Origin of the sequence: uncultured Subdoligranulum sp. (assembly GCF_963931595.1) — a bacterium.
In the GTDB taxonomy this organism is placed as follows: Bacteria; Bacillota; Clostridia; order Oscillospirales; family Ruminococcaceae; genus Gemmiger.
In genome coordinates this window covers 88,255-113,404 of record NZ_OZ007030.1, presented here as the reverse complement: position 1 = coordinate 113,404, position 25,150 = coordinate 88,255, and the positions used below count along the sequence as shown (strand labels likewise).

The 25,150-nt window shown below is 62.6% G+C and carries 23 protein-coding genes; 7 read left to right on the top strand and 16 right to left on the bottom strand.

The features are described from left to right. Positions 1-220 precede the first annotated feature (220 nt). Positions 221-2,509, bottom strand: a complete 2,289-nt coding sequence (locus ABGT73_RS00585) for a SpoIIE family protein phosphatase (protein ID WP_346667915.1) — start codon at positions 2,507-2,509, stop codon at positions 221-223. 236 nt (positions 2,510-2,745) lie between these two features. Continuing rightward, entirely contained in the window at positions 2,746-3,672 is a 927-nt protein-coding gene (locus tag ABGT73_RS00580) for an N-acetylmuramoyl-L-alanine amidase (RefSeq protein ID WP_346667914.1), read from the bottom strand. A gap of 335 nt (positions 3,673-4,007) precedes the next feature. Here ABGT73_RS00580 and ABGT73_RS00575 point away from each other — a divergent pair, with 335 nt between their 5' ends. Further along, a complete protein-coding gene (locus ABGT73_RS00575; protein WP_346667913.1) occupies positions 4,008-4,259 on the top strand; it encodes an AbrB/MazE/SpoVT family DNA-binding domain-containing protein in 252 nt (83 codons plus the stop codon). 47 nt (positions 4,260-4,306) lie between these two features. Here the strand turns inward: ABGT73_RS00575 and ABGT73_RS00570 are convergent, their stop codons facing one another. Then, entirely contained in the window at positions 4,307-5,005 is a 699-nt protein-coding gene (locus ABGT73_RS00570; protein ID WP_346667912.1) for a helix-turn-helix domain-containing protein, read from the bottom strand. Positions 5,006-5,349: 344 nt separating this feature from the next. On the opposite strand from ABGT73_RS00570, the gene ABGT73_RS00565 reads away from it, so the two are divergent. Beyond that, the gene (locus tag ABGT73_RS00565) at positions 5,350-5,991 is read left to right on the top strand and encodes a histidine phosphatase family protein (protein ID WP_346667911.1); all 642 of its coding nucleotides are present in this window, start codon (positions 5,350-5,352) and stop codon (positions 5,989-5,991) included. Between the two features lie 46 nt (positions 5,992-6,037). Here ABGT73_RS00565 and ABGT73_RS00560 read toward each other — a convergent pair whose 3' ends face one another. The 3 genes from ABGT73_RS00560 to ABGT73_RS00550 form a co-directional block, all read right to left on the bottom strand. Continuing rightward, positions 6,038-7,483 carry a DUF3048 C-terminal domain-containing protein gene (locus tag ABGT73_RS00560; RefSeq protein ID WP_346667910.1) on the bottom strand — a complete coding sequence of 482 codons (1,446 nt, stop codon included), beginning with the start codon at positions 7,481-7,483 and terminating at the stop codon, positions 6,038-6,040. 86 nt (positions 7,484-7,569) lie between these two features. Next, on the bottom strand, positions 7,570-9,030 hold the full coding sequence (locus tag ABGT73_RS00555; RefSeq protein ID WP_346667909.1) for a DUF3048 domain-containing protein: 1,461 nt from the start codon (positions 9,028-9,030) through the stop codon (positions 7,570-7,572). Between the two features lie 130 nt (positions 9,031-9,160). Continuing rightward, positions 9,161-9,661 carry a hypothetical protein gene (locus tag ABGT73_RS00550; protein ID WP_346667908.1) on the bottom strand — a complete coding sequence of 167 codons (501 nt, stop codon included), beginning with the start codon at positions 9,659-9,661 and terminating at the stop codon, positions 9,161-9,163. A gap of 253 nt (positions 9,662-9,914) precedes the next feature. Between ABGT73_RS00550 and ABGT73_RS00545 the strand changes: the two genes are divergently transcribed. The 3 genes from ABGT73_RS00545 to ABGT73_RS00535 all read left to right on the top strand — a co-directional run bounded on the left by ABGT73_RS00545 (position 9,915) and on the right by ABGT73_RS00535 (position 14,070). Next, positions 9,915-12,005 (top strand): glutamine synthetase III, encoded by a 2,091-nt coding sequence (locus ABGT73_RS00545; protein ID WP_346667907.1) that lies wholly within the window; start codon positions 9,915-9,917, stop codon positions 12,003-12,005. A 147-nt stretch (positions 12,006-12,152) separates the two neighbouring features. Further along, positions 12,153-13,463, top strand: a complete 1,311-nt coding sequence (locus ABGT73_RS00540) for a glutamine synthetase family protein (RefSeq protein ID WP_346667906.1) — start codon at positions 12,153-12,155, stop codon at positions 13,461-13,463. Positions 13,464-13,500: 37 nt separating this feature from the next. Then, entirely contained in the window at positions 13,501-14,070 is a 570-nt protein-coding gene (locus ABGT73_RS00535; RefSeq protein WP_346667905.1) for an ANTAR domain-containing protein, read from the top strand. A 121-nt stretch (positions 14,071-14,191) separates the two neighbouring features. Here the strand turns inward: ABGT73_RS00535 and ABGT73_RS00530 are convergent, their stop codons facing one another. After that, positions 14,192-14,611 carry an LPXTG cell wall anchor domain-containing protein gene (locus ABGT73_RS00530; RefSeq protein ID WP_346667904.1) on the bottom strand — a complete coding sequence of 140 codons (420 nt, stop codon included), beginning with the start codon at positions 14,609-14,611 and terminating at the stop codon, positions 14,192-14,194. Between ABGT73_RS00530 and ABGT73_RS00525 the strand changes: the two genes are divergently transcribed. Next, positions 14,599-15,411, top strand: a complete 813-nt coding sequence (locus tag ABGT73_RS00525; RefSeq protein WP_346667903.1) for a helix-turn-helix transcriptional regulator — start codon at positions 14,599-14,601, stop codon at positions 15,409-15,411. The two genes, ABGT73_RS00530 and ABGT73_RS00525, sit on opposite strands and share 13 nt — an antisense overlap. A gap of 94 nt (positions 15,412-15,505) precedes the next feature. Here the strand turns inward: ABGT73_RS00525 and ABGT73_RS00520 are convergent, their stop codons facing one another. The 5 genes from ABGT73_RS00520 to ABGT73_RS00500 all read right to left on the bottom strand — a co-directional run bounded on the left by ABGT73_RS00520 (position 15,506) and on the right by ABGT73_RS00500 (position 18,858). After that, positions 15,506-16,255, bottom strand: a complete 750-nt coding sequence (locus ABGT73_RS00520) for a class I SAM-dependent methyltransferase (protein ID WP_346667902.1) — start codon at positions 16,253-16,255, stop codon at positions 15,506-15,508. Positions 16,256-16,306: 51 nt separating this feature from the next. Beyond that, positions 16,307-16,534: a helix-turn-helix transcriptional regulator gene (locus ABGT73_RS00515; protein ID WP_087241460.1), complete on the bottom strand. Its 228-nt coding sequence runs from the start codon at positions 16,532-16,534 to the stop codon at positions 16,307-16,309. 136 nt (positions 16,535-16,670) lie between these two features. Then, positions 16,671-16,910: a hypothetical protein gene (locus ABGT73_RS00510; RefSeq protein WP_346667901.1), complete on the bottom strand. Its 240-nt coding sequence runs from the start codon at positions 16,908-16,910 to the stop codon at positions 16,671-16,673. After that, positions 16,907-17,392, bottom strand: coding sequence for a hypothetical protein (locus ABGT73_RS00505; protein ID WP_346667900.1), 486 nt, complete (start codon positions 17,390-17,392; stop codon positions 16,907-16,909). The genes ABGT73_RS00510 and ABGT73_RS00505 overlap by 4 nt, the downstream gene beginning before the upstream one ends. 218 nt (positions 17,393-17,610) lie before the next feature. Then, positions 17,611-18,858: a DNA polymerase IV gene (locus tag ABGT73_RS00500; protein ID WP_346667899.1), complete on the bottom strand. Its 1,248-nt coding sequence runs from the start codon at positions 18,856-18,858 to the stop codon at positions 17,611-17,613. Positions 18,859-18,974: 116 nt separating this feature from the next. Between ABGT73_RS00500 and argF the strand changes: the two genes are divergently transcribed. Next, complete coding sequence (argF, locus tag ABGT73_RS00495; protein WP_346667898.1) at positions 18,975-19,970, top strand: ornithine carbamoyltransferase; 996 nt, start codon at positions 18,975-18,977, stop codon at positions 19,968-19,970. 171 nt (positions 19,971-20,141) lie between these two features. Here argF and ABGT73_RS00490 read toward each other — a convergent pair whose 3' ends face one another. The 4 genes from ABGT73_RS00490 to ABGT73_RS00475 form a co-directional block, all read right to left on the bottom strand. Then, the gene (locus ABGT73_RS00490) at positions 20,142-21,878 is read right to left on the bottom strand and encodes a peptide ABC transporter substrate-binding protein (protein ID WP_346667897.1); all 1,737 of its coding nucleotides are present in this window, start codon (positions 21,876-21,878) and stop codon (positions 20,142-20,144) included. 192 nt (positions 21,879-22,070) lie between these two features. After that, positions 22,071-23,069, bottom strand: a complete 999-nt coding sequence (locus ABGT73_RS00485; protein ID WP_346667896.1) for an ABC transporter ATP-binding protein — start codon at positions 23,067-23,069, stop codon at positions 22,071-22,073. Then, entirely contained in the window at positions 23,066-24,067 is a 1,002-nt protein-coding gene (locus tag ABGT73_RS00480) for an ABC transporter ATP-binding protein (protein ID WP_346667895.1), read from the bottom strand. The genes ABGT73_RS00485 and ABGT73_RS00480 overlap by 4 nt, the downstream gene beginning before the upstream one ends. 21 nt (positions 24,068-24,088) lie before the next feature. Next, positions 24,089-25,138 (bottom strand): ABC transporter permease, encoded by a 1,050-nt coding sequence (locus tag ABGT73_RS00475; protein WP_346667894.1) that lies wholly within the window; start codon positions 25,136-25,138, stop codon positions 24,089-24,091. Between the last annotated feature and the right edge of the window lie 12 nt (positions 25,139-25,150).

The following is a 25,150-nucleotide window of genomic DNA, read 5'->3' as shown; positions in this document are numbered from 1 at the left end:
TTGATACTACTTTACCACATATTTGTGGAATTTTAAACAGTTTTTTCTGAATTTCTGGAAATATTTTTATACAAGTGGCAAATTACACCTGAAAACCGTCTGCGTCGGCGGACATTTCCGGCCCAGGAGCCGCTGCTGCGCAGCGGTTGGCCTGCGAAACGCGCCTGCGGGCGCAGTGCGCCGACCGGCGGTCCTGTTCCCCCTTTTGCAGCGCCAGCGCTCACGGCTGTGCCAGCCGCACCACCGCCACCGTGATGTCGTCCTGCTTTTCCCCCGCACGGCGCACCGCCGCGTCGGCCAGCGTCTGGGCGGCCTGCTGGGGCGTGTGCCCCAGCTTCGCGCTGAGCTGCAGCTGTTCCAGCAGCCACTGGGTGCCGTCGGTGAGCACCCCGTCGCTGACCAGCACCACCCAGTCCCCTGCGTCCAGCCCGAAGGTGGTGGAACGCCCCACCAGGCTGTCCATCACCCCCATGGGCAGGCTGGCCCCCTCCAGCATATGGGGCACCCCGCCCCGCACAAGAAAACTGGGCGCCGCCCCCGCCTTGAACAGCCCCGCCCGGCCGGTGTAAAGGTCCACCGTCAGCAGGTCCAGCGTGGCGCCGGATTCCTGCTCGGCGCTCTTGAGCCCCAGCGCCACATTGACAAGCCGTGCGGCGCTCTCCGCCGCAAAGCCCGCCCGCAGCAGCTGGCTGGTCAGCCGGGCCGCCATCTGGCCGTCCACCGCCGCCGGACGCCCGGTGCCCATCCCGTCACAGAGCAGCATCTGGGCCCGGCCGCTGGTGTCGCAGAACTGTTCCAGCGCATCGCCGCTCACCGTCTGTCCTTTGGCCGGGTGGGCCGCTGCACCGAACTCCGCCCGGAACACCGGGCGCTCGCCGAAATGCAGCATCGTCACGGTGCGGCAATGGGTGATTTCAGGGATATCCAGGTCCCGGCGGCAGATGCGGCTCACCTCCCCGGTAAGGGCTGTCACCTCCTCCTCGGCAAAGCGGGTGCGGGCGATGGTCACCGACACCGACAGCCGTCCCGCCAGATCAGAACTCACGCTGCACTCCAGGGCGTCCAGCCCCAGCTCCCCGAAGAGCTGCACCACCCGGGCCTCCCGCCGGGGGTCGGGCAGTCCCGCCTGGCCCAGTCTGCCCGCCAGCTGGGCCAGCGCCCCCGCCAGCGCGCTGTACTGCTCGGTGAGGGCTGTGCGCAGCATGGTGGCCCGGGCCCGGGTCTGGCGGCGGCTGCGCCACAGCCGGTAGCCGTGGTTGGCCGCCGTGCACAGGTCCCCCGGATGAATACAGACCGAGAGCTGTCCCGGCAGGTCCTCCACCTCCACATGGCCGGTGCTCTCCAGGGTGGGCTTGAGCTGATACAGCCCGTCCATCGCCGTGGCATACCCCCGCACCCAGCAGCGGTTGCGCCGGGTGCAGGTCTGGCAGGTGGTGCGGGCGATGTGCTCCACCACGAAATCGAAGTTTTCCCCCTTGGGCGGCATCTGCCGGGCACACACCGCGTTGACGGTGTCGGCGATGTCGCTCAAGGTATCGGCCACGTTGGCCAGGCGGCGGGCGGCCCCGGTAAGGCCCTGGGACTGCACCGGCGGCGCGGGGGGCGGAAAAATCGTGCGCAGCCACTCCCCCGGCAGGGCCACCGCCGCGCAGAGGCCCACCCCGCCCCCGGCAGCCAGCGGCAGCACGCCGGCGGCGTCGGGGGCGGCCAGCGCCCCCACCGTGCAGCCCGCCACAAAGACCCCCGCGCAGCGCCACCGCTCGCCGGGGAACAGACAGGCTGCCCCCAGGCTGCCCAGCGCCACGCTGAGGGCCGCATAGCACAGCTGGGGACTGGCCGCCGTCAGGGCGGCCGCCAGGGCGATGCTGAGTACCGCCGTCTGTTCCAGCGTCCCGGCGATGGCCGCGCAGAGCCCCGCCGCGGCCGCCAGTGCCAGGCCCGGAGCCAGCGGTCCGAGGGTACAGCGCTGGAGGCAGGCCGTCCCCACCGCCAGCCAGAGGCAGGCCCCGCCCGGCTGCTGTACCGGAAAACGGAGAAACGCCCAGCCGATTCCCGCCGCCAGCAGGGCCGTGCATCCCGTGGCGACGGTCTGGCCAGGGTCCAGGATGCCCCCCGCCAGAAAAATGCCCAGGGCCTGGATGGCCAGCAGCGTAAGGCCCCCGGCCCAGGCCGCCGTGCGGGAATTGCCGCCGCTGAGCCACCGCCCCGCCACGGCAGCCGCCAGCGCCCCCGCCAGTTTGAGCCCCATGGCCACCGGCTGAAAGAGCAGACTCCCCGCCAGCGCCCCCACGCCGGAAGCCAGCAGATAGGCCGGCGGACACCCGATGACCAGCGCCAGCCCGAAGGGCGCGGCGCCGCCGTAGATCTGTCCGGCGCCCAGCACCGCCCCCGTGACAGCCGCGGCCCCCTGCCAGGCCAGTGCTGACCACCGCGCCCCCGCGGGCAGCAGCGCCTCCAGCCGGAGCGGCGGAGTATGTACCTTCTGGTTGGTATTGGTAAAGACAGCCATAGATCGGTTCCCCCTTTATGTTGTATGCCGTACGGTAGCTGCACTATACCACGGGGGAATCGGAGGTTTTTGCCGCAGGCCGGGGAAATCCAAAAACTAGTGGGAAACTGTGCCTTTGTCCCCCCGCCGGACAAACCCTGCCGAAAATCCCGGCAAAAGTCCGGCGTACCCGGCCGCCGCCCGCAAAACAACAAAAAAGACGGCCCCCGCGCGCAAAGTTCGCGCAGGGGTCGTCCTCAGTTCAGGGAAAAGTAGGCGCAGATGCAGTCGTAGTACCGCTGGGCCGCCGCCTGGCAGCCCCCGTCGCCGGAGAGCAGGGCCATGTCGGAGGGGCTGGTGATGAAGCCTTCCTCGCAGAGTATCGCCGGGCACCCGCAGGAGGACAGCACCGTGAAGGTGGGGTCCCAGCGGACGGTGGTGTCGGTGGATTCGTAAATCTGCTTGTTGTCGTTCTGATCATAATATAAGTAGCGCACGCCGTTGGTGCCCCGCAGCCGCAGCCCCATCTCGCTGAAGGAATCCGCCAGCAGCTGGCCGAACCGGACGCTGTCGCCGTTGGTGGAAAGGTTGGGCGGGGCGGCGTAGCACTCAAAGCCGCTGGTGGAACTGCCGCTGTCGTAGTTCAGGTGGATGGAGAGCAGCAGCTGTGCCCCCGCCGCCTGGGCCGCGGCGCCCCGCTCGCTGGGTTTCAGGTACTGGCTGCCGTCCGCCGTGAGCACCGGGGCAAACCGGTCGTCCGCCGCCAGCAGGTCGTAGAGCGCCCGGGCGGTGGCCAGGGTGACCTCGCTCTCCCGCAGGCCGTTCGCCTCGCTGCCGTAGTCCTCGGCGCCGATGTTGGGATTCACCCCGCCGTGGCCCGGATCGATGGCCACTACGATGGCCCCGTCGCCGGTTACGGCGGTCGCCGCGGCGCCGGTGCTGCCGCCGTCGGCGGTGAGTTCCCCTTCCACCTGGCTGCGCTCGGGGTCCTCCAGGGCGCTCTGACGGGCCGGGTGGGTGTACCACAGCACATAGCCCACGGCGGACGCCACCACCAGCGCCGCCAGGGCAAAGAGCAGCCGCCGCACACCCCGGCGCCGGCGGCGCCGCCGTGCCCGGCCGGTGTAGACCGGCCGGGCGGGGGTGCGGGGTTGCTCATACAGTACGACACGTCCTTTTGCCATCTTGTGCTCCTTCTTGTGTTCGGGCGGGCTTTGGAAATATGGTACCGCGGAGTTGTGTCGAAGTTGTTGCAGACTTGTAACAGTCCGGGGAAAATCCGACACCAGTCTTCATTTTCCAGCATGTTTTCCGCCACACGCGAAGCAGGCAATCTATTTTTGTCGATACTGCGTCTTCCGTCGCATTTTGTCGAACGGTTTATAGTTTCCAAATATTGACAATATTACCAAACACTCGTATAATATCTACAAGAAGTTGCGCCGGGCAACCCAAAAATCCCCCATATTTTGCATGAACTGCCGCAATTCGACCGTTGCGGAAACAGGAGGTAACAACGATGATTTCCACTGGGATCGTCCGTCATATCGATTCCCTGGGCCGGGTGGTCCTGCCCAAGGAGCTGCGCCGTACCTTCGGCATTACCGCCGATACGCCGCTGGAGATCCTCACCGAGGGGGATGCCATTCTGCTGCGCAAATACCGGCCGGCCGACGCCTGCGCCCTCTGCGGCGAGGTGGTGCCGGGATCCGTCCAGCTCCACGGAAAATATGTCTGTCCGGCCTGCCGCAAGGCCCTGACCGGCAAATAAAAATGACCCGCGGCCTCATACAGGGGCTGCGGGTTTTGTGTAACCGCTTATTCGGCGCTGTGCAGGCCGCGCATGGATTCCTCGGCGTTTTTCACCAGGTTCAGCAGGCTGGTGGCGTGGCGGGGATAGTCGTGGGTCAGCCGCTCGGTGGTCAGCGCCATGGTGGCGGGGTCCTTGCTGTCCCGGGTGCCGTCCTCCCCGGTGAGCACCTCGGTCAGGTCCGCCTCGGTGAGCCGCATGGCGGCGTCGGCGCTGGCCTGCCACCGGGCCCCGCCGATGCGGAACATCCCCTTCACATTGCGGGGACAGGCATCGTACAGCTGGCGGAACACCTTGTAGACTGCCAGCATCAGGTAACGGCTGATGGCCGTCACCAGCTCCTTGTCGCCGCTCTCCTGGAGTTTGTCGTAGAGGATGTCCAGGGAATTCTCGATGAGCTTTTTGTACATGGTGGGCAGCACGCTGCCCCGGTAGACGCTGCCGCTGGTGGCGGCGTTGGCGTCGGGCAGGTCCTCCACCCGGATGGTCTGCCCGCTGCGCTCGGCGCTGCGGCCCAGCAGATAATCGCAGCTGACGCCGTAATAATCCGCCACCTGCACCACAAAGGCCAGTCCGCATTCCCGGATGCCCTTCTCGTAATGGGAAAGCTGGGCCTGGCTGATGCCCAGGTCCTGTGCCGCCTGTTTTTGTGTGATACCCCGCTCCTTGCGCAGCAGCGTAAGGATCCGGCTGAACTCCATGGCCATAGTTGTCCTCTTCCGGGGCGGGTCCCACCGGCGCAGGGCGCCGGGCCGCAGGGGCCGCCCATCTTTCTACGTGTTGTATATTATATCCGGCAAAAAACATTTTGTAAACCCGGATTCCGACACGTTTTTCCCCCGTCCCGGGGCCGCGGGACGCAGGGCGGGCCGGGCCCGCCTACATTTGGGGACCCGGCGCCGGATACAGGTATAAATATTGTGGGCAAATTTTGGCAAAGAGGGTCGGGGCGTCGTTTTTGTAACCAAATTGTAACTATTTTTCGTTGCAGAACGGGCGGTTTTGGGGTATGCTGGTAGCGATACCCGCTGAAGGAAAAGGAGATTCCAACGTGAAATATTACAAACTGCATCTGATCCGCCACGGCCTGACGGCCGGCAACCTGCAGGGGCTGTACATAGGCAGCGGCACCGACCTGCCGCTGTGTGACGAGGGCCGCGCCCAGCTGGAGGAACTGAAGCACCGCTTCACCTATCCCGACGTGCCGCTGGTCTTCACCAGTCCCATGCTGCGGGCCACCCAGACGGCGGAGCTGCTCTTTCCCGGGGTGCGGCAGATCGAGCTGCAGGACCTGCGGGAGATGGCCTTCGGCAAGTTTGAGGGGAAACCCCTGCAGCAGCTGGTGAAGGACCCCGAGTTCGCCCAGTGGATGGACCCCAAGAGCCGGGCGGTGCCCCAGGGTGCCGAGGACCGGCAGGCCTTTTTCAACCGCACTTCGGGGATGCTCATGAAGATGTTCGAGTACATGCTGCGCACCCACACCCAGGAGGCCGCCTGCGTGACCCACGGCGGCGTCATCATGAACATGCTGGCCCAGCACGCCCTGCCCTTCCGCAAGCCGGAGGAGTGGATGACCGACCCCGGTGCCGGCTACAGCGTGCGGCTGGACGCCGAGATGTGGATGCGGGACCATCTGGCCGAGGCCTACGACGTGGTGCCGTCGGGCTATCTGGACGATATGGAACAGGAATAACAGCATAACAAAACCGCCCCGGCAATGCCGGGGCGGTTTGCTGTTTTTATTCGCCGGATTCCGAGGAGGAAGTGGCTTCCTCGGGGGCCGGGGTGGGCGTGGCGGAGACCCCCGCCGCGTCCAGGATGGCCTGGTTGTCGGCGATGGTCTGGTTCAGGCTGTCCACCAGGGCCTGGGCCTCGTCCCGCTTGGCGATGAGGTCGGCGTTCTCGCTGTCCTCCTCCAGGGCCGCCTGGGCTTCCTCCAGGGCGGTCTGGGCGTCGGTCAGCTGGGCGTTGGCCTCATCCACCGCCGCCTGGGCGTCGATGATCTTCTGTTTGGCGTCAAACTCCGCCTGGGCCGCCGCAGCGGCCTCGTCGCTGACGCCGCTCTCCAGCAGGGCGGGCTTCTCGGGCAGGGTCTGGGCCGTGCCGTCGGCGCCGGTGAGGGTCAGGCTCTGGCCGTAGTAGCCGCCCCAGATGGCGATGAAACTCTTGCCGGGGCTGACCACCAGCGGACTGCCGTCCGCCGCCGTCAGCTGCAGCGGGCCGGTGGCGTCCTCCTTGGTCCACTGGATCTGCTCCCAGGCGCCGCCCGTCAGGTAGAGGCCGGTGCCGCCCGTCAGGTCGTAGTCCCGGGTGTAGCCGTCATCCTTGATGCCGCTGGAGGCGTAGAGCACCAGCACGTTGGTGAAGGCCACCTGCTGGCCGTTGTCGGCGTCCACCGTGGGGGAGCCGTCGGCGTTGGTCTTGACGTAAAGGCCGGTGTCCGCCGCGTAGTTCAGCTGTTCGCTGTCGTCGGGGGAGAAGGCGATGGTCAGCGCCGTGGCGTTGCGGGCGCTCTCCTCCACCGCCGGGCGCTCCCCGAAGACGAAGAGGGGCGTGTTGGCCCCCTCCAGCGAGGTGCCGTAGGTGTTCAGGCCGTTTTGGATGAGTTCGCCGGTGGTGTACCAGCAGTTTTCCTCCCGGTAGCCGGCGTTCTGGCGGTCCTGGTCAAAGGCGAAGGCCGCCTTGCCGATGTGGTAGCCGTCCAGGTCCTGGTAGGTCAGGGTGTTGAGCAGGTTGGAGGCGTAGATGTTCTTGTCGATGTGCACCGGCAGGGCGTTGAGGGGCAGCGCCATCTGGAGCAGCAGGTCCCGCCCCGGGCCCACCGGCCCCGCCTTGGAGATGTTGTCCACACTGGAATAGAGGGCCATCAGGCTGGCGGTGGTGCCTTCGCTGACTCCCTCCACCAGCACGTCGGCGCTGGACAGCCCCCACTGGGGGGCGGCGCCCTCCAGCGTGCGCAGCGTCACCGCCACCGGGCGCCGGTTGGTGTAGTCGGCATCCGCCACGCCGGTGAGCGGGTTGGGCACCGGCTCCGCCGCGGGGGTGGGCTCGGCGCTGGGAGCCGCTGTCTCCTGGGTGGCGGGCGCCTGGGACGACGCCGTGCCCCCCGGGAAGCTGCAGCCGCTGAACAGCAGCGACGCCAGCAGGGCCGCCGTCATGCCGACGGCCGGGATGGTTCGTTTCATAGAAAGGTCCTTTCCAAAAAATCAGCGCAGCCCGCACCGGGCGGACTGCGCTGCTCGTTTCCTCGTACCGGGATTCCGACGCCGGATCAGCCCACCGCTTCGGGATCCTCCGCAGCCGGGGCTTCCTCGGCCGGCGCCTCGGTGGCGCTGTCCGCAGGAGCTTCCTCCGCCGGGGCTTCGGCGGCGCTGTCCGCAGGAGCTTCCTCCGCCGGGGCTTCGGCGGTGGTGTCCGCCTCGCCGCTGCCGGTGGCGCTGTTGGTCAGATCGTCGGTGCTCATGCCCAGGGTCTCGCCTTCCTCGGCGTCGTCCTCCACATAGCTGCTCTCATAGGTCACGGTGGTGGTACTGGACAGATCCACGCCGTCCAGCGTGCTGTGCACAAAGTTCTCGGCGTAGTCCACGTCGGTCACCGCCACGTAGCTCTTGCCGATGTTGATCTCCACCGGCGTGTCGCTGCACTGGCCGTCCTCGGTCAGGTAGTACAGCCGCAGGGCCTCCAGCGGGGTGCCCTTCTGCCAGTAGATTTTCTCGCACTTGCCGCCGTAGCAGTAGTAGCCCACGCCGCCCCAGGCGTACTCGGCGTACTGCAGGTCCTTGGCCTCATGGCCGGGATAGGTGTGGATGTCGGTGTAGAGCACGATGACGTTGGGGAAGCTCAGCACGGTGTTGTCCGCCGCTTCGTCCACGGTGTCGCGCCACTGGCCGTCCGAGTAGTTCTGCTGCATCTTGTAGGTGTTGGAGGCACTGTCATAGATGAAGCGGGTCTTGTAGGAGGGGCTGTGCTCGATCTCGATATACTCGCCGTCGCCCACCACCGGGCCGTACTTGTCGCTGTAGGCGCTGTCCACGCTGTTGGACAGGTCGCGGGTCTGGCCCAGACGGTAATCCACGAAGTTGAAGAAGGTGGAGTTGTAGGTGCGGTTCATATCCACGCTGTTGTCGTCGATGTACTTCTGGATGTTCTCCGAGTTGGTGTACATCGTGTGCTCCAGCGCCAGGTTGCCGTTGTTGTAGGAGGCGCCGGCCCAGTTCACGCGGCCGTAGTCGCGGTAGCCGTTGGCACCGTCGTTGTTGTTCAGGTTGCCGTAGCTGTAGTCGATGGCATACTGCTGCATGACCACCGACTGGCCCTCGTGGATGTAGAGGGCCTGCCAGGGCAGGATCAGGCGGAAGAACTGGTCACGGCCGGAACGGACCGGGCCGATCTCGCCGATGTCCTGGTAATCGGTGAAGACCGGCATGAAACGGGTGATGCCGCCCTCCACCTTGATCTCAAACAGAATGTCCGCCTTGGACAGGCCGCGCTGGGGACGGGCCGCCACAATGTTGTTCACCATGACGGCGGTGATGCGCTGGTTCTTGTAATCCGCGTCCTGGGGCTCGCCGGTGAGCACGTTGGCCTTGTAGGGCTCCAGCGAGGGTTCCGGCGTGGCGGTGACTTCCGGCTCCGCGGGGGTGCTCAGCGAGTCGGTCTGCTGTTTCTTGCAGGCCGCCAGCACCACGCAGAGCGACAGCACGGCCAGGACGAACAGTAGCTTACGTTTCATTGGCAGTTCCTCTTTTCTTGGTTGATCCGAACCGGGCGGCAGGGCACACCCGGGTCATGCCGACAAGTAGGTAGTTCTATTGTAGCCGTTTTGTCATCATTTGTAAAGCAGGGCGGCACAATTTTACAATTTACAAAGAGGCGATCTGGCCCCGGGTCTCTACCCAGTATTCCCCCATGCTGGACCCCGGTTTGCCGGTGCATTCGTCCGAGAGATACGCCCCCAGCCCCGCCGACGCCGGGTCCCAGGCCAGGGCCTGGGCCTCAGAGGCAAACTCCACCTCGGCGTACCAGAAAGCGGTGGGCAGGTCCGGGTCCACGCAGTTCACTTCCAGCGTCAGCCCGCCGGGCAGAGCGTACCCTCGCCGCTCCTTGTGGATCAGCGGCTTGCCGATGAGATGTTCCAGCTTTGCAAAGAGCCCGGCGTCGATCTCGGTCTCGATCTCCTCCCGGCTCAGGGTTCCCCCACCTTTAAAACAGAGCACCAGCGCCGTGGGACCGCCCGCCAGCGCCTCCCGCCGGATGCGCACCGTGGGCCGCACGCTGATGTAGCCCTGGTCCATCCGGTAATCCTCGGTCATGGCAAGGCCCTCCGGCCAGCCCTTCACCATCCATTTGCGTTCAATTTCCATTGTATTGTACCTCATCCGGCGGCCCGCAGTGTGTCGTTTTCGGGGCCGCGCCTTTAGTATACCATATCCCCCTGTCGGCCCGCGATGGACAATATTGCCAGTTTTTGCCTTGGAATCACCCGGGATTTGAGCAGTTCGCCAGTTGCATTTTCCCATCACACCCCGTATAATGGGAACATAACAGCAAGGGCGCTGCGAATGTGTTTTCGCAGCGCCTTTTTCTGTACTAATGTGATGTAAGGAGTAAGTAGTTATGGCAGCAACCGTCATGGAACTTTACGGCAGCAAAGTCTTTAACGAGCATGAGATGCGCGAGCGTCTGCCCAGCTCTACCTACAAGAGCCTGAAGGCGACCATCGAAAAGGGTCAGCCTCTCGATCTGGAAGTGGCCAACGTGGTGGCCAGCGTCATGAAGCGCTGGGCCATCGAGCAGGGCGCCACCCATTACACCCACTGGTTCCAGCCCCTGACCGGCATCACCAGTGAGAAGCACGACGGCTTCGTCAGCCCCCAGCCGGACGGTACCGCCATCATGGAATTCTCCGGCAAGGAGCTCATCAAGGGCGAGCCGGACGCTTCCTCCTTCCCCTCCGGCGGCCTGCGCGCCACCGCAGAGGCCCGCGGCTACACCGCCTGGGACCCCACCAGCTACGCCTTCGTGAAGGATGACGTGCTGTGCATCCCCACCGCTTTCTGCTCCTACACCGGCGAGGCGCTGGACAAGAAGACCCCGCTGCTGCGCTCCATGCAGGCCATCAGCGACCAGGCCTGCAAGGTGCTGCACCTGTTCGGCAAGGATGTGCCCCGCGTGGCCACCACCGTCGGCCCCGAGCAGGAATACTTCCTCATCCGCAAGGAAGACTATGAGAAGCGCCTGGACATCGTGCTGACCGGCCGTACGCTGTTCGGCTCCGCCCCCTCCAAGGGCCAGGAGCTGGAGGAGCACTACTTCGGCACCATCCGTCCCATCGTTTCGGAATACATGAAGGAACTGGACGAGGAGCTGTGGAAGCTGGGCATCCCCGCCAAGACCAAGCACAACGAGGTGGCCCCCGCCCAGCATGAGCTGGCCCCCATCTACGATACCACCAACGTCGCCATCGATCACAACCTGCTGACCATGGAGATGATGAAGAAGATCGCCCTGAAGCACGGGCTGGTCTGCCTGCAGCACGAGAAACCCTTCGAGGGCGTCAACGGCAGCGGCAAGCACAACAACTGGTCCATCTCCACCACCGAGGAGAACCTGCTGGATCCCGGCGATACCCCGATGGAGAACCTGCAGTTCATGGTCTTCCTGTCTGCCGTCATCAAGGCCGTCGACGAGTACGCCGATCTGCTGCGCACCGCCGTGGCCACCCCGGGCAACGATCACCGTCTGGGCGCCAACGAGGCACCCCCGGCCATCATCTCCATCTTCGTGGGCGAGGAGCTGGAAGCGGTCATCGATGCGGTCTGCACCGATTCTCCCTACGCCGGCCCCGTCAAGATGAAGATGGACCTGGGCGTGGATGTCCTGCCCAAGTTCAGCAAGGACACCACCGACCGCAACCGTACTTCTCCCTTCGCCTTCACCGGCAACAAGTTTGAGTTCCGTATGCCCGGTTCCGCCGAGAACCTGTCCGACGCGAACACCATCCTGAACACCGCCGTGGCCAAGGAACTGAAGGAATTCACCGAGGAGACCTCCGGCGCCGCCGACTTCGAGTGCGCTGCCGCCGCCTGGGTGAAGAAGACGCTGAACGATCACCGCCGCGTCATCTTCAACGGCAACGGCTACAGCGAGGCCTGGGAGGCCGAAGCCGAGCGCCGCGGCCTGCCCAACCGCAAGTGCACCCCCGATGCCATGATCGCCCTGAAGGATCCCAAGAACATCGCCCTGATGGAAGAGTTCGGCGTCCTGACCAAGACCGAGATGCTGAGCCGCTACGAGGTGGAGATGGAGCACTACTCCAAGATCATCAACATCGAAGCCCGCACGATGCTCAAGATCGCCAACAAGCAGCTGATCCCTGCCGCCACCGCCTACATGGGCGAGGTCGCCAACACCGCCGCCGCCAAGAGCGCCGCCGTGGAGGGCATCTCCACCAAGGCCGAGGCCAAGGTGCTGCAGGCGCTGTCCAAATACACCGACGAGATGTCCGATGCTGCCGATGAACTGAAGGAAGTCACCGACAAGGTCTGCGCACTGGAAGACGAGAGCGCCAAGGCCCACGCTTTCCACGACGAGGTCCTGCCCGTCATGGCCAAGCTCCGCGCTGCCGCCGATGTGGCCGAGGAACTCGTGGACGAGGAATACTGGCCCCTGCCTTGCTACAGCCGTATGCTGTACTACACCGAGTAAGGCGCTGATTCCTTCCTAACCATTTGCCATTCTCCTTTTCCTATTTCTTACACCGCTCGAAAGGCCCGCCCGTATTCACAGGTGGGCCTTTCGGGTATCTGCGTCTGCGGCAGCTCTTGCACGAAAGATGCTCTTACGGAGGCTTTTATGAAACGAACCGCACAGGATATACTGAATTTCGTGGAGGATAACGATGTCAAATTCGCCAAGCTGACCTTCTGCGACATCTTCGGCAACCAGAAGAACATCTCCCTGTTTGCCAGCGAACTGCCCCGCGCCTTTTCCCAGGGCATCAGCTTCGACGGTTCCTCCATCGCCGGCTTCATGAACGTGGAGGAGAGCGACCTGGTCCTCTGGCCCGATCCCGACACCGCCACCGTGCTGCCCTGGCGTCCCACCGAAGGCCGGGTCATCCGGATGTACTGCGACATCACGCTGCCCGACGGCAAACCCTTCGAGGGCAACTGCCGGGGGTATCTGCAGTCGGTGGTGGGCCGGGCCAAGGCCATGGGCCTGACCTGCAACGTGGGCTGCGAATGCGAGTTCTATCTCTTCGAGACCGACGAAAACGGCAACCCCACCCACATTCCCCTGGACCACGGCGGCTACTTCGACATCCCGCCCCTGGACCTGGGGGAGAACATCCGCCGGGAGATCTGCTTCGCCATCGAGGAAATGGGCCTGCACCCCGAGCACAGCCACCACGAGAGCGGCCCGGGCCAGAACGAGGTATGCTTCCTCTACACCGCGGCGCTGCAGTCCGCCGACAACCTGAATACCTTCAAGAGCACCGTCAAGGCCATTGCGGCCCGCAACGGCCTGTTCGCCAGCTTCATGCCCAAGCCCCTGGCCGACCAGCCGGGCAGCGGCCTGCATGTGAACATCTCGCTGGTGCGGGACGGCAAGAACCTCTTTGAGGGGGATCTGCGCCCCGACAGCGAGGCCGGTCACTTTGTGGCGGGCATCCTGGCCCACGCCCGGGAGCTGACGGCCTTCTGCAACCCGGTGCCCAACTCCTACGCCCGCCTGGGCGCCAACGAAGCCCCCCTCTATGTGAGCTGGAGCCGCCAGAACCGCAGCCAGCTGGTGCGGCTGCCCAGCGCCAGCGGCGAACAGTGCCGCGTGGAGCTGCGCGGTCCCGACCCCGCCGGCAACCCCTACCTGGTCATCGGCCTGATCCTGGCCGCCGGCCTGGACGGCATCCAGCGGGAGCTGCCTATGCCCGAGGCGGTCAACCGCAACCTGTTCCATCCCAGCGCCGCCGCCGGCCTGGAAAGTCTGCCCCGCTCCCTGCGGGAGGCCATCACGGTGGCCGGCCAGAGCGAGTTCATCAGCCAGGAACTGCCCATCGCGCTGATGAACAAGTACTTCGAGTACCAGACCCTGCTGTGCCACGACTACGAGGCAGCCTCCGACGTGGACGCCTGGGAACGCGCCAACGGCTTCCTGATCATCTGACAGGGCCCAACACAATGCAGAGAGGAGGGGGCGGCCTGTGGCCAAGGCGCTGATCGTATCGGCGGGCACCAACGCCAACGAATACCTGGCCCGGCACATTGCCGAGCTGGGCTACACCCGCCCTGTCATCGTGCCCAGCGGCGGCGAAGCCCGCCGCCAGATGGACGGCAAGGACTTCGAGGTCATTGTCATCAACACCCCGCTGCCCGACGAGTTCGGGCACGAGCTGGGCACCGATGCCGTACAGAAAACCGACGCCGGCGTGATTCTGCTGGCGAAGAGCGGCACGGCGGAACAGATCTCCGCCAAATTGCAGGATTTCGGCGTGCTGGTGCTGGGCAAGCCCTTCAGCGGGCCCCAGTTCCGGCAGGCCGTGCAGATCGCGGCCAGCAACTACAAGCGGCTGGCCCTGCTGCGGGTGGAAAACCAGAAACTGCTGGACAAGATCGCCCAGCTGCGGCTGGTGGACCGGGCCAAGTGCTTCCTGATCGAGAAGCGGGGCCTCACCGAGATGGAGGCCCACCGGCTCATCGAGAAGAGCGCCATGGACACCCGCCGCAGCCGCGGCGAGGTGGCCCAGGAGATCCTGGAATCCGCCGAGGAATAAGTTTTATACGGGCAACACCCCCGGCAGCGTGCAGACGCTGCCGGGGGTGTTGTTGTTTTGGGGCGACGCCGGAGGGGTCAGGCAGTCAGCGCTGCTCGGGGGAGGACCGCCCGGCGCCGGGTCATCCGTTCAGTTTTTTGCGCAGAATGACCAGCCAGGCCGCCGCAGCCGCCGGGGCCGCCGCCAGCATGACGACAAAGACCACCGGGGTGCCGGTCTGCAGGCCGGTTTTGGGCAGGATCTTGGTGTTGCCGGCCACCGGAGCTGCCGGTTTGACCACCGCCTTGGCCGGAGCGGGCTGGGCCTTGGCCGGCTGCGCGGTGGCAGCGGGCTTGCTCTCGGCAGGCTTGGCCGCGGGCTTGTTCTCGGTGGGTTTGGTCTGGCCCGGGTTGGGCTTGGTGCCGGGGTTGGCCGGGGGCGCCGGGTTCTTTGTGCAGTGGGCAGCCAGTTCCCAGCGGCCCGGCACCACCACTTCGGTGCCCTTGTAGGGCTCGGTGCCGTTCCAGGCGGTCAGCGTCTTGCAGGTGTATGCTGAGGGCAACTACCATACAGGAACGCCTTTGGGAGTTACGCAAGGATAAAGGCTTAAATCTGGAAGAACTGGCGCAGCAAACCGGCATTTCAAAGTCAGCCCTCGCCAGCTATGAAGCCAAAGACTATAAGGAAATTAACCACGGCAACCTTGTCATACTGGCAGACTTCTATCAGGTGTCCGTTGATTATCTGCTGTGCCGGACGGAGAACCGGGAACAGGCAAACACGCCTTTAATGGAATTGCACTTGACGGATGAAATGGTGGCGTTGCTGAAAAGCGGCCGTATCAACAACCGGCTCCTGTGTGAGATTGCTACCAATGATAAATTTGAACAGCTTATGACCGACACGGAGATTTACATAGACGGCCATGCAACCTCTACCTTCCGTACCCTTTATGAATCTTTGGAAGAACAGCGGCAGATTATCGTTCAGAAATACAAGCAGGCTGATAAGGATTTCTATTCAAAGACCATCCTTGCCGCAGAGGTAAAGGAAGAAGATTTCTTCTGTCATGTGACGCACAAAACATGGGACGCCATTCTCCACGACATACGGAAAGCCCATGAGCATGACATTGACAGCACGCCGGATTATTCTCTTGCAAAGAAGATGGCTCTGGAAATCCGAAAGGCTATTCAATCTTCCGGGGATTATCTCGGAAAAGTGTGGGCGGTCATTTTCAATATGCTCGGCATTGACTTTTACAAGCTGCCGCCGGATGAACAGAAGATATTGAAAAGGATACTGTCAAAATCCCCGAACATCAAGAACAGTCCCTTCAACTTCCGGCGCAAGAGAAAATGAAAAACTGCCGTTGTGGGAATGAGTGTTCCTGCAACGGCAGCTTTGTGTAATGAATTGAATTTTTACTTCAGTATTTCAATCTGGATTCATCATTTTACGATTGTTTTTTACATCTAAAAAATATAAAATCTGGTCGGTGAAGTGTTCCACCAAACTGGGCTGGATACTGCTTTCTCATTTCATCGGATACATGAGATTCCTCGCATTCTTCAATCAAAAATCCAGCATTTACTATAGTATTAACAATACTGGAAAATGTTCGATGATAAACTTCATAGTCCTCGACAACCCATTTGACTGTCCTTTTTCCCTCAACCATATAGTTGCTGATATTCGCATAAAGTCTTTCGCCCGATTCTGTCCGGGTATATCTATCATATTGACCATCCCATGCGGTTGCCATTGGATGAGACATACTAAATACAAAATGGGCACCATATTTTAATAGACCATATATATTTTTCATTAGTTTGTCTAAATCTTCGGCATAATCAAATGCTAAGGAACTTGTAATCAAATCGAACTGCTCATCAATTTGACATATATCTTCCAATGCCATTTGTCGGTAAGTAATATTTTTTGCATGGAAATGTTCCTTTGCATACTCAAGCATTTTCTCAGAAATATCAATACCCAATACAGATTCAGCCCCCATATCAGAATACTGCTTTGCGTGTTGTCCCATGCCACAACCTATGTCCAGTACCCTTTTTCCATCTACTTCTGGAATCATCGCAAGTAGAATCGGGGTTTCTATGCAATCATTGAAATTAATCTTGTTGTTGCGAAGATTCTTGAAATTTTCAAAAAAGTTATCATTATCATAAATATTTTGTTTTGCCATGTATTCTTCTCCCCTTGGTGAATTTTTGTAAATACTCCACGTTCAAATTTATCACTCTGCTTTATCAACAGAATGGTCTTCCTTCTCCAATTCTATTACATCCAAAATGCCACAATTCAGGGCTTCGCAAATACGAACCAGCGTTTCCATGCTGATATTTTTGCCCTTACCCATGTTGGCAATCATATTTGTGGTAAGACCGGCGGCAATCCGCAAGTCCTCTTTCCTCATGTTGCGCTCAACCAGCGTGTGCCAGAGGGGTTTATAGCTTATGTGCATTTATCCTCCTGCCTTTCTCCCGGTTCCGGGGTTCCTGTTCCCATTATATCAAAATTCTTGCTATCCCACAAACATTTCTTGACACAACCGCCGGTTCCGTCTGGATTGTGCTTTTCCTTTCTTCTCTTGATTACATCTACTTAGCCATAATCTGGGTCATGCCCCGGCCGGCCAGCGGGCGGGCAGGCGTGGGGGCGGGAGCGTTTTCTTCCTCCCCGGCCGCGGGCGCCGCTGTGGGCACCACCTCGGCGGGGCGCTGGGCCTGCCAGCTTTCCCGCTGCAGCCAGCCCGGCAGCACCACCATGGCGGCCGCCGCCAGCAGAGCCGCCGCCAGCCCCGTCACAAAGGCGCCGCCGAAAAGCAGCACCCGCTTCACAGCGGCACCTCCACAAAGTAGGTGCCCGCCGGAGTGCCGTCGGCGTGCTGTTCCTGGTAGACCACCTGCATCCGCTCACAGTCCCGGGGCACCAGAACCAGCATCAGGCCGCCGCCGCTCTCCCCGGGGGCCAGGTCCCGGGCGTAGGGCATCATCTGGTCGTCCAGCGCGTCCAGACAGCTGCCGAAATCCGACTCGCCCTCCCCCCACTGGAACTGGAAATCCCCGGCAAAGACCGGCAGTGTCCCGGTGCCGGTGTTGGTCACCGTCATCGCCAGGCTGATGAGCTTCCGGTCCTCCGGCACCGTCACTCCCGGATACTCGGTGAGGGGCTGGGCCTCGCTCACCGTGAAGTCGAACAGCGCCGTGGACACTGTCTGCCCCGCCTTGGCCCGCACCGTTGCGGCACAGCCCGCCAGTAGCAGCACAAGTAAAAGTGCGGTCCATCTTATCTGCCTGCAATAGTTCTTTTTTGGAATCATACCGGTCTCCATCTGGCGTTATCGTGATTTATTCCATTGTTTTCGCCTTGTTTTTGTGCAGATTCACCAATTTTTTCGGGGTGCGCTCCAGCGCAGCACAGAAAGAGGTTACCGTCAATAGAATGACTTTTCCACTCATTCGATTCCGCCTTGTGCGGAGCCAGCGCCCCTTGGGCAGACCGGCCGCTTTTGGTCGATGGCACGACAAAAGGGCTGCCTTATTTCTTTTTTTCCTTGTCCCGCTCCTTGGCGGCGGAGAGGGCCGCCGGTGCCCGGGTCTCGGGGGTGAGCAGCTTGGCCCGAGTCACCACCGCCCCGCCGAATTTGCGCCGCAGGGCGTCCGCCGTGCGGTCCAGCGCCTCCTGTTTCTGGCGGCGGGTGGTGTCGGTAAAGAGGTCCAGCTGCTCGAAATTGTCGGTGCCGGTCTTCTCGGCGCTGATGCCCACCAGCCGCACGGGGCGGGCGGGCCACATCTGCCGCATGAGCTGCAGCGCCACCTCGTAGAGGCGGTCGGTGGAGTTGGTGGGGTCGGGCAGCGTCCGCTGGTGGCTGGTGCGGCGGAAGGCGTTGTCCACCAGCTGCACCGTCACCACCCGGGCGGTCTTGCCGTCGCTGCGCAGCCGCCGCCCCACCGAATCGCAGAGGGCCAGCAGGGTGGCGTCCGCCTCCTCGGGCTTTGCCAGGTCCCGGGGCAGCGTGACGCTGTTGCCGTAGGTGTTGTCCCGGGTGGCCTGCTTGGTCACCGGGTCGGCCTCCCGGCCGTTGGCGTAGTTCCACAGCGTGTCCCCCCGGGCGCCGAAGATGCCCACGATCACCCGCCGCTCGGTCTGGGCCAGGTCCCCGATGGTGTAGATGCCGCAGCGGTTCAGCCGCTTCACGGCGCTGGGCCCCACCCCGAAGAGCGCCCCCACCGGCAGCGGCCACATCTTTTGGGGCACCTCCTCCGGGAACAGCGTGTGCACCTTATCGGGCTTTTCAAAGTCCGAGGCCATCTTGGCCAGCAGCCGGTTGGGCGCCACCCCGATGTTCACCGTGAAGCCCAGCTCCTCCCGCACCCGGTTGCGGATGGTGTGGGCCACCGTCAGCGGCGGGCCGAAGAGGGCTTCGGTGCCGGTCATGTCGAGGAAGGCCTCGTCGATGCTGTACTGTTCCACGTCGGGGGTGTAGTCGTGCAGGATGGCGATGAGCGCCTTGCTGTTCTGCACATACCAGTCGAAATCCGGCGGCGTGACGATGAGCTCCGGGCATTTCAGCCGGGCGGAGAAAAGGCTCTCCCCCGTGCGGACGCCGAACTTCTTGGCGGGGCCGCTCTTGGCCAGCACCACGCCGTGGCGCTTTTCCTCGTCGCCGCCCACCGCCGAGGGCACGGTGCGCAGGTCGAGGGTCTCCCCCTCCCGCAGCTTTTTCAGCGCCGACCAGGAGAGGAACGCCGAGTTCACATCCACATGAAAGTAGACTTTGGCCATCCGGTCACCCCCTTTTTCTTTATTATACCATAAACAAAGAGGGGTTGCACAATGGCGCAAAACGTGCGATAATGGTTGTATAAAGTTGCACAATTTCTGCATAGGGGGTTATACTGATGAATCTGCAGGGGCGTGATTTTCTGACGCTTTTGGACTATACGCCGGAGGAGATTGCCTACCTTCTGGACCTGGCGGCCCAGCTGAAGGCCAAGAAGAAGGCGGGGGTGCTCCACGACGTGCTGCGGGGCAAGAATGTGGCGCTGATCTTTGAGAAGACCTCCACCCGGACCCGTTCGGCCTTTGAGGTGGCGGCCCACGATCTGGGCATGGGAACCACCTATCTGGACCCCGCGGGCAGCCAGATCGGCAAGAAGGAGTCCATTGCCGACACGGCCCAGGTGCTCTCCGGCATGTTTGAGGGCATCGAGTACCGTGGCTACGGCCAGGAGATCGTCCGGGAGCTGGCGAAGTACGCCGACGTGCCGGTGTGGAACGGCCTGACCAACGAGTTCCATCCCACCCAGATCCTGGCGGATTTCCTGACGCTGCAGGAGCAGTTCGGCCACCTGAAGGGGCTGAAGTTCGTCTACATGGGGGATGCCCGGTACAACATGGGCAACAGCCTGATGATCGGCTGCGCCAAGATGGGGCTGGATTTTGTGGCCTGCGCCCCCAAGGCCTACTGGCCGGACGCCGGGCTGGTGGCCACCTGCCGGGAGCTGGCGGAAAAGAGCGGCGGCAGCGTGACTTTGAGCGAGAACACCGACGCGGTATCGGGCGCCGACGTGGTCTACACCGACGTGTGGGTGAGCATGGGCGAGCCGGTGGAAGTGTGGGCGGAGCGCATCGAAGCGCTGGCCCCCTACCAGGTGAACGCCGCCCTCATGGCCAGGGCCAAGCCCACGGCGGTCTTCATGCACTGCCTGCCGGCCTACCACGACCACAAGACGGCGGTGGGAAAGGAGATGGGCGAGAAGTTCGGCCGCGCCGAGATGGAGGTCACCGACGAGGTGTTCAGCGGGCCCCAGTCCATCGTCTTCCGGGAGGCGGAAAACCGCATGCACACCATCAAGGCGGTCATGGCCGCCACCCTGGGCGCCAAATTTGACTGATGTTTGTTCCTTCTTTGCAAAGAAGGAACCGAAGAAACTCTGAACCAAAAGGACCGGTTCCCGCAGGAACCGGTCCTTTTTCAGGGCTATAAACAAACACATCCCCGCCGCGAAAAAACGCGGCGGGGATGTGTATTTATACGGTCAGCGGATGGCCGGCATCAGAGGGAATTACTCCTCGATGTAGCCGTACTGCAGGTACCAGTAACCGTAGGGGCTGTGCCAGGTGCCCTTCAGAGAGGGGCTCTGCAGCCAGAAGTCGTTGTAGTAAGCAACGGGGATGCAGCCCATGTCTTCCATGAGGATGTCCTCGGCCTTGTGCAGCTGCTCGTAGTGGACGGTCTTATCGGCGACCTTGGAGGCCTCGATGGCGGCGTCGAACTCGGGGTTGCTGTACTTACCGTCGTTGTTGCCGTTGCCGGTGGTGAACAGCTCCAGCATGTTGGAAGCGTCGTTGTAGTCCATGACCCAACCGTTACGGCTGATGTCGTAGTCACCGGCGCGGCGCAGCGGCAGGAAGCTGGCCCAGTCGACCTTGTCGATGTTCATGGTGATGCCCAGCTCACCCCAGGCCTGCTGCAGGTACTCCGCAACGGGGATGTGGTAGCCGGCGTCGTTGGCGCTGTAGGTGATGGTGGGGAAGCCTTCGCCGCCCGGGTAACCGGCCTCAGCCAGCAGGCTCTTGGCCTCTTCCAGATCGGCCTCGTAGTCCTCGCCGATGTAGGGCTCGCCGCCGTTGGCGTTGTCGATGAACATGGTGCCTTCCTCAGCATCCACGATGCCGGGGCCGACCATGTTGTAGGCGGGGCTGTAGGTGCCCTGCATGATGACGTTGGCCACGTAGTCGCGGTCGATGGCCAGGCTCAGAGCCTTGCGCACGCGCACATCGGTGAACGGCTCACGCTGGTCGTTCAGGCTGATGTAGTAGGTGCCCAGGATGCTGTCCACATAGAAGTCGCCGCCGTCCTCGGCCTTGGTCAGGCTGGGGATCTCATCGGTGGGAACGTCCTTGACCAGCTGGGCCTCACCGCTGTTGTAAGCGGCGTAGGAAGCGCTGGAGTCCTCCAGGAGCAGGAGGGTGATGTTGTCAGAGACGATCTTGCTGGAATCCCAGCCGCCAACGTAGTTGGGGTTCTTGGAGAGCACGATGCGCTCGCTGGGGGTCCAGTCGGTGATCATGTAAGGACCGTTGCAGACGAAGGTGTCGGGGCTGGTGCACCAGCCGTCGCCGTTGGCCTCAACGGTGGCCTGCTGCACGGGGGACAGAGCGGCAAAGGCAGCCAGCTTGTCAAAGTAGGAGCAGGGGTAGCTCAGGGTAACAGTCAGGGTCTTGCCGTCCTCGCTGGCGACGACCTGCAGGGCGTCGGGGTTGGGATCGGTGGTGGGCTCACCAGTTTCGGGGTCAGGATTGCCCTGGGCCTCGTCGAAGCCGGCGATCATGCCCACAGCGGTCGCGGCGTAGGGAGCGGCGGTGTTGGGATCCGCCATACGCTTGAAGCTGTACTCGAAGTCCTTGGCGGTCAGGTCAGAGCCATCGCTCCACTTCAGGCCGTCACGCATGTGGAAGGTCCAGGTCAGGCCGTCCGGGCTTTTTTCGTAGCTCTCAGCCTGGCCAGGAATAACCTTGTTTTCCTCGTCGATGAGCAGCAGGGGCTCGAAAATGGTGATGATGGTGTTGGCACCGTCAACGGAGCTGTTCAGCGCGGGGTCCAGGGTCTCCGGGTTGGGGCCGAGCTGAACGGTGAATCCGGAACCGGTCGCGGTGGTTTCGGCGGCAGCTTCCGCGGTAGCACCCTCAGTGCTCTCGGAAGCGGCAGCGCTGCTGGTGCTTGCGGTGGAACCGCAGGCAGCCAGAGAAGCGGCCATGCAGCCGGCAACCGCCACAGCGACAAATTTCTTCATCTTCATGTGGTTTTTCCTCCAATGTAAAAATTACTATACCCAATCCCTCTGGTTTTGCCTCAGGAATGAATACCATAACTATAAACCCGGCGGACCATCGGTGCAAGAGCCTGCAGGCTTTTGTAATTCTTTTGTGATGGTCCTGTGAAAACCGCACACCGGGCGAAAATTCCGGGACGCACACCCCGGGATTTTCTGTCAGTCCGCCACTTTGTCCAGGTGGTGGCAGGCAGCCCAGTGGCCGGGGCCGACCTCCTTGAACTGGGGCACTTCCGCCGCGCACCGCTCGTCCGCGTAGGGGCAGCGGGTGCGGAAACGGCAGCCGCTGGGCGGGTTCAGCGGGCTGGGCACGTCGCCCTGCAGCACGATGCGCTTGGAAGAGCGCGCCGTCTTGGGATCGGCCACCGGAATGGCCGAGATCAGGCTGCGGGTGTAGGGGTGGACGCTGTGGGCGATCAGCTCAAAGCTGTCGGCCAGCTCCACCAGCTTGCCCAGGTACATAACGCCGATGCGGTTGGAAATGTGCTTGACCACGCTCAGGTCATGGGCGATGAACAGGTAGGTCAGGCCCATCTCCTGCTGCAGGTCCTCGAACATGTTGACAACCTGCGCCTGGATGGAAACGTCCAGGGCCGAGACCGGCTCGTCGCAGACGATGAACTCGGGGTTCACCGCCAGGGCGCGGGCAATGCCCACGCGCTGCCGCTGGCCGCCCGAGAATTCGTGGGGGTAGCGGTTGGCGTGCTCGCTGTTCAGGCCCACCCGCTCCAGCAGGGCGATGATGCGGTCGTGGCGGTCCTTCTCGTTGGCCGCCAGCTTGTGGATGTCGATGCCCTCGCCCACGATGTCACCGATGGTCATGCGGGGGTCCAGGCTGGCATAGGGGTCCTGGAAGACGATCTGCATGCGGCGGCGGTAGGGCAGCATGTCCACGGCGATCTTCTTCTCCTTGTCAAAGAGGACCTCACCGTCATAGATGATGGTGCCGTCGGTGGGCTCATAGAGGCGCAGCAGCGTGCGGCCGGTGGTGGTCTTGCCGCAGCCCGACTCGCCCACGAGGCCCAGCGTCTCGCCTTTGCGGATGGCAAAGCTCACATCGTCCACGGCCTGGACATAGCGCTTGTTCTTGCCCACGCCGCCGGCGGGGAAATACTGCTGCAGATGCTGCACTTCCACGAGGTTCTTCTGCTCGCTCATTCGGCTTTGCCTCCCTTCTCAAATTCTTCTTTCTGGCGCAGCCAGCAATAGGTGTAATGGGTGTCGCTCAGCTCGGTGCGGGGCGGCATCTCCCGCAGGCAGATCTTCATGCAGCTCTTGCACCGCGGCGCAAAGGGGCAGCCCGCCGGCGGATTCAACAGGTCCACGGGGGTGCCTTCGATGGGCACCAGGCGCTCCTTCTCGGTGGCGTTCAGCTTGGGGATGGAGTTGATCAGGCCCTTGGTGTATTCATGCTTGGGGTTGTAGAAGATCTCGTCGGTGGTGCCGTACTCCACGATGTGGCCGGCGTACATGACGGCGATCTTCTCGCACATGGAGGCCACCACGCCCAGGTCATGGGTGATCATGATGATGCTCATGCCCAGCTTCTTGCGCAGGTCCTGCATCAGTTCCAGGATCTGGGCCTGGATGGTCACGTCCAGGGCGGTGGTGGGCTCGTCGGCGATGAGCAGCTTGGGCTCGCAGGCCAGGGCGATGGCGATCATCACGCGCTGGCGCATACCGCCGGACAGCTCATGGGGATACTGCTTCAGGCGGCGGTCCGGCTCGTTGATGCCCACCAGCTCCAGCAGCTCCTTGGCGCGCTCCCAGGCTTCCTTCTTGGTCTTTTTGGTGTGGAGCAGGATCACTTCCACGATCTGGTTGCCGATGGTGTACACCGGGTTCAGGCTGGTCATGGGGTCCTGGAAGATGATGGAGACTTCGTTGCCGCGGATCTTGCGGAATTCCTTCTCGGTCATCTCATCGATCTGGTGGCCGTTGAACCACACCTTGCCGCCCACCAGGCGGCCGGGATAGGCCGTCAGGCCCATGATGGAGTAGGCGGTCACCGACTTGCCGGAGCCGGACTCGCCCACGATGCCCAGCACATCGCCCTGGTTCATCGTGAAGGACACGCCGTTCAGCGCCTTGACCTCACCGGCGGGGGTGAAGAAAGACAGGCGTTCGTCCTGAATTTCAAGAATCTTTTCGCTCATGGTGTCTTGTTTCTCCCCTCGTTAGTTTTTCAGCTTCGGGTCAAAGGCATCGCGCAGGCCGTCGCCGAAGAGGTTGAACACCAGGATCATGACGCTGATCATCACCGCAGGTGCCAGCAGCAGGTGCGGGTAGGTGTTCATGCCCTTGACGGCATCGGTGGCCAGCGAGCCCAGGGACGGCATGGGAGCCGCCACGCCCAGGCCCAGGAAGCTCAGGTAGCTCTCGGTGAAGATGGAGGAGGGGATCTGCAGGGTGGTGGTGACGATCAGGGTGCCGATGCAGTTGGTCAGCAGGTGGCGCTTGATGATGCGGCCGCCCGAGGCGCCCAGGGCGCGGGCCGCCGTGACATACTCGCTCTCCTTGAGGGTCAGCACCTGGCTGCGCACGATACGGGCCATGCTGACCCAGTAGAGCAGCGCGAAGATGATGAAGATGGAGATCATGTTGGGTCCCAGCTTCTGCATCCAGCCGAAGCCCGGCTGCTGGGCCAGGGCTTCCAGCGGGTCCTTGATGGCCATGCCCAGCAGAATGATGAGCAGGATGTCCGGGATGGTGTAGAGAATATCGGTGATACGCATCATGATGATGTCCACCCAGCCGCCGGCAAAGGCGGAGATGGCACCGTAGGTGGCGCCGATGACCAGCACCAGCACCGAGGCCAGCAGACCGACGGACATGCTGACACGGGTACCCATCATCAGACGGACGGCGAAGTCACGGCCGTTGCGGTCGGTGCCCAGGATGTGGGGGAAGACGCTCTCGCCGGCGGCGATGCGCTCCAGCTCCTTCTTGCCGTACTCGAAGGGGGCCAGGTTCTCGCTGTATTTGATCTGCTCGTCGTAGCCGTAGGGCCAGACCATGGGCAGCACATAGGCGAAGATGGCGATGAGAATGATGACCAGCAGGCTGACCATGGCGATCTTGTTCTTGCGCAGACGGCGCAGACCGTCCTTCCAGAAACTGACGCTGTCCCGCATGATGACGAGGCTTTCCTTCTCGTCGTTGGAAGCGGGGGCAAAGTCGTCCACGTTGAGGTGCAGGCTCAACGGATTCTTTTTGAGATTTTCCACAGCTTGCTCCTC

Bases quoted from the DNA above. Each gene is read 5' to 3' on its own strand.
- ABGT73_RS00585 (WP_346667915.1), bottom strand. From the start codon at position 2,509: ATGGCTGTCTTTACCAATACCAACCAGAAGGTACATACTCCGCCGCTC.
- ABGT73_RS00580 (WP_346667914.1), bottom strand. From the start codon at position 3,672: ATGGCAAAAGGACGTGTCGTACTGTATGAGCAACCCCGCACCCCCGCC.
- ABGT73_RS00575 (WP_346667913.1), top strand. From the start codon at position 4,008: ATGATTTCCACTGGGATCGTCCGTCATATCGATTCCCTGGGCCGGGTG.
- ABGT73_RS00570 (WP_346667912.1), bottom strand. From the start codon at position 5,005: ATGGCCATGGAGTTCAGCCGGATCCTTACGCTGCTGCGCAAGGAGCGG.
- ABGT73_RS00560 (WP_346667910.1), bottom strand. From the start codon at position 7,483: ATGAAACGAACCATCCCGGCCGTCGGCATGACGGCGGCCCTGCTGGCG.
- ABGT73_RS00555 (WP_346667909.1), bottom strand. From the start codon at position 9,030: ATGAAACGTAAGCTACTGTTCGTCCTGGCCGTGCTGTCGCTCTGCGTG.
- ABGT73_RS00550 (WP_346667908.1), bottom strand. From the start codon at position 9,661: ATGGAAATTGAACGCAAATGGATGGTGAAGGGCTGGCCGGAGGGCCTT.
- ABGT73_RS00545 (WP_346667907.1), top strand. From the start codon at position 9,915: ATGGCAGCAACCGTCATGGAACTTTACGGCAGCAAAGTCTTTAACGAG.
- ABGT73_RS00540 (WP_346667906.1), top strand. From the start codon at position 12,153: ATGAAACGAACCGCACAGGATATACTGAATTTCGTGGAGGATAACGAT.
- ABGT73_RS00525 (WP_346667903.1), top strand. From the start codon at position 14,599: ATGCTGAGGGCAACTACCATACAGGAACGCCTTTGGGAGTTACGCAAG.
- ABGT73_RS00520 (WP_346667902.1), bottom strand. From the start codon at position 16,255: ATGGCAAAACAAAATATTTATGATAATGATAACTTTTTTGAAAATTTC.
- ABGT73_RS00515 (WP_087241460.1), bottom strand. From the start codon at position 16,534: ATGCACATAAGCTATAAACCCCTCTGGCACACGCTGGTTGAGCGCAAC.
- ABGT73_RS00505 (WP_346667900.1), bottom strand. From the start codon at position 17,392: ATGATTCCAAAAAAGAACTATTGCAGGCAGATAAGATGGACCGCACTT.
- ABGT73_RS00500 (WP_346667899.1), bottom strand. From the start codon at position 18,858: ATGGCCAAAGTCTACTTTCATGTGGATGTGAACTCGGCGTTCCTCTCC.
- argF (WP_346667898.1), top strand. From the start codon at position 18,975: ATGAATCTGCAGGGGCGTGATTTTCTGACGCTTTTGGACTATACGCCG.
- ABGT73_RS00490 (WP_346667897.1), bottom strand. From the start codon at position 21,878: ATGAAGATGAAGAAATTTGTCGCTGTGGCGGTTGCCGGCTGCATGGCC.
- ABGT73_RS00485 (WP_346667896.1), bottom strand. From the start codon at position 23,069: ATGAGCGAGCAGAAGAACCTCGTGGAAGTGCAGCATCTGCAGCAGTAT.
- ABGT73_RS00480 (WP_346667895.1), bottom strand. From the start codon at position 24,067: ATGAGCGAAAAGATTCTTGAAATTCAGGACGAACGCCTGTCTTTCTTC.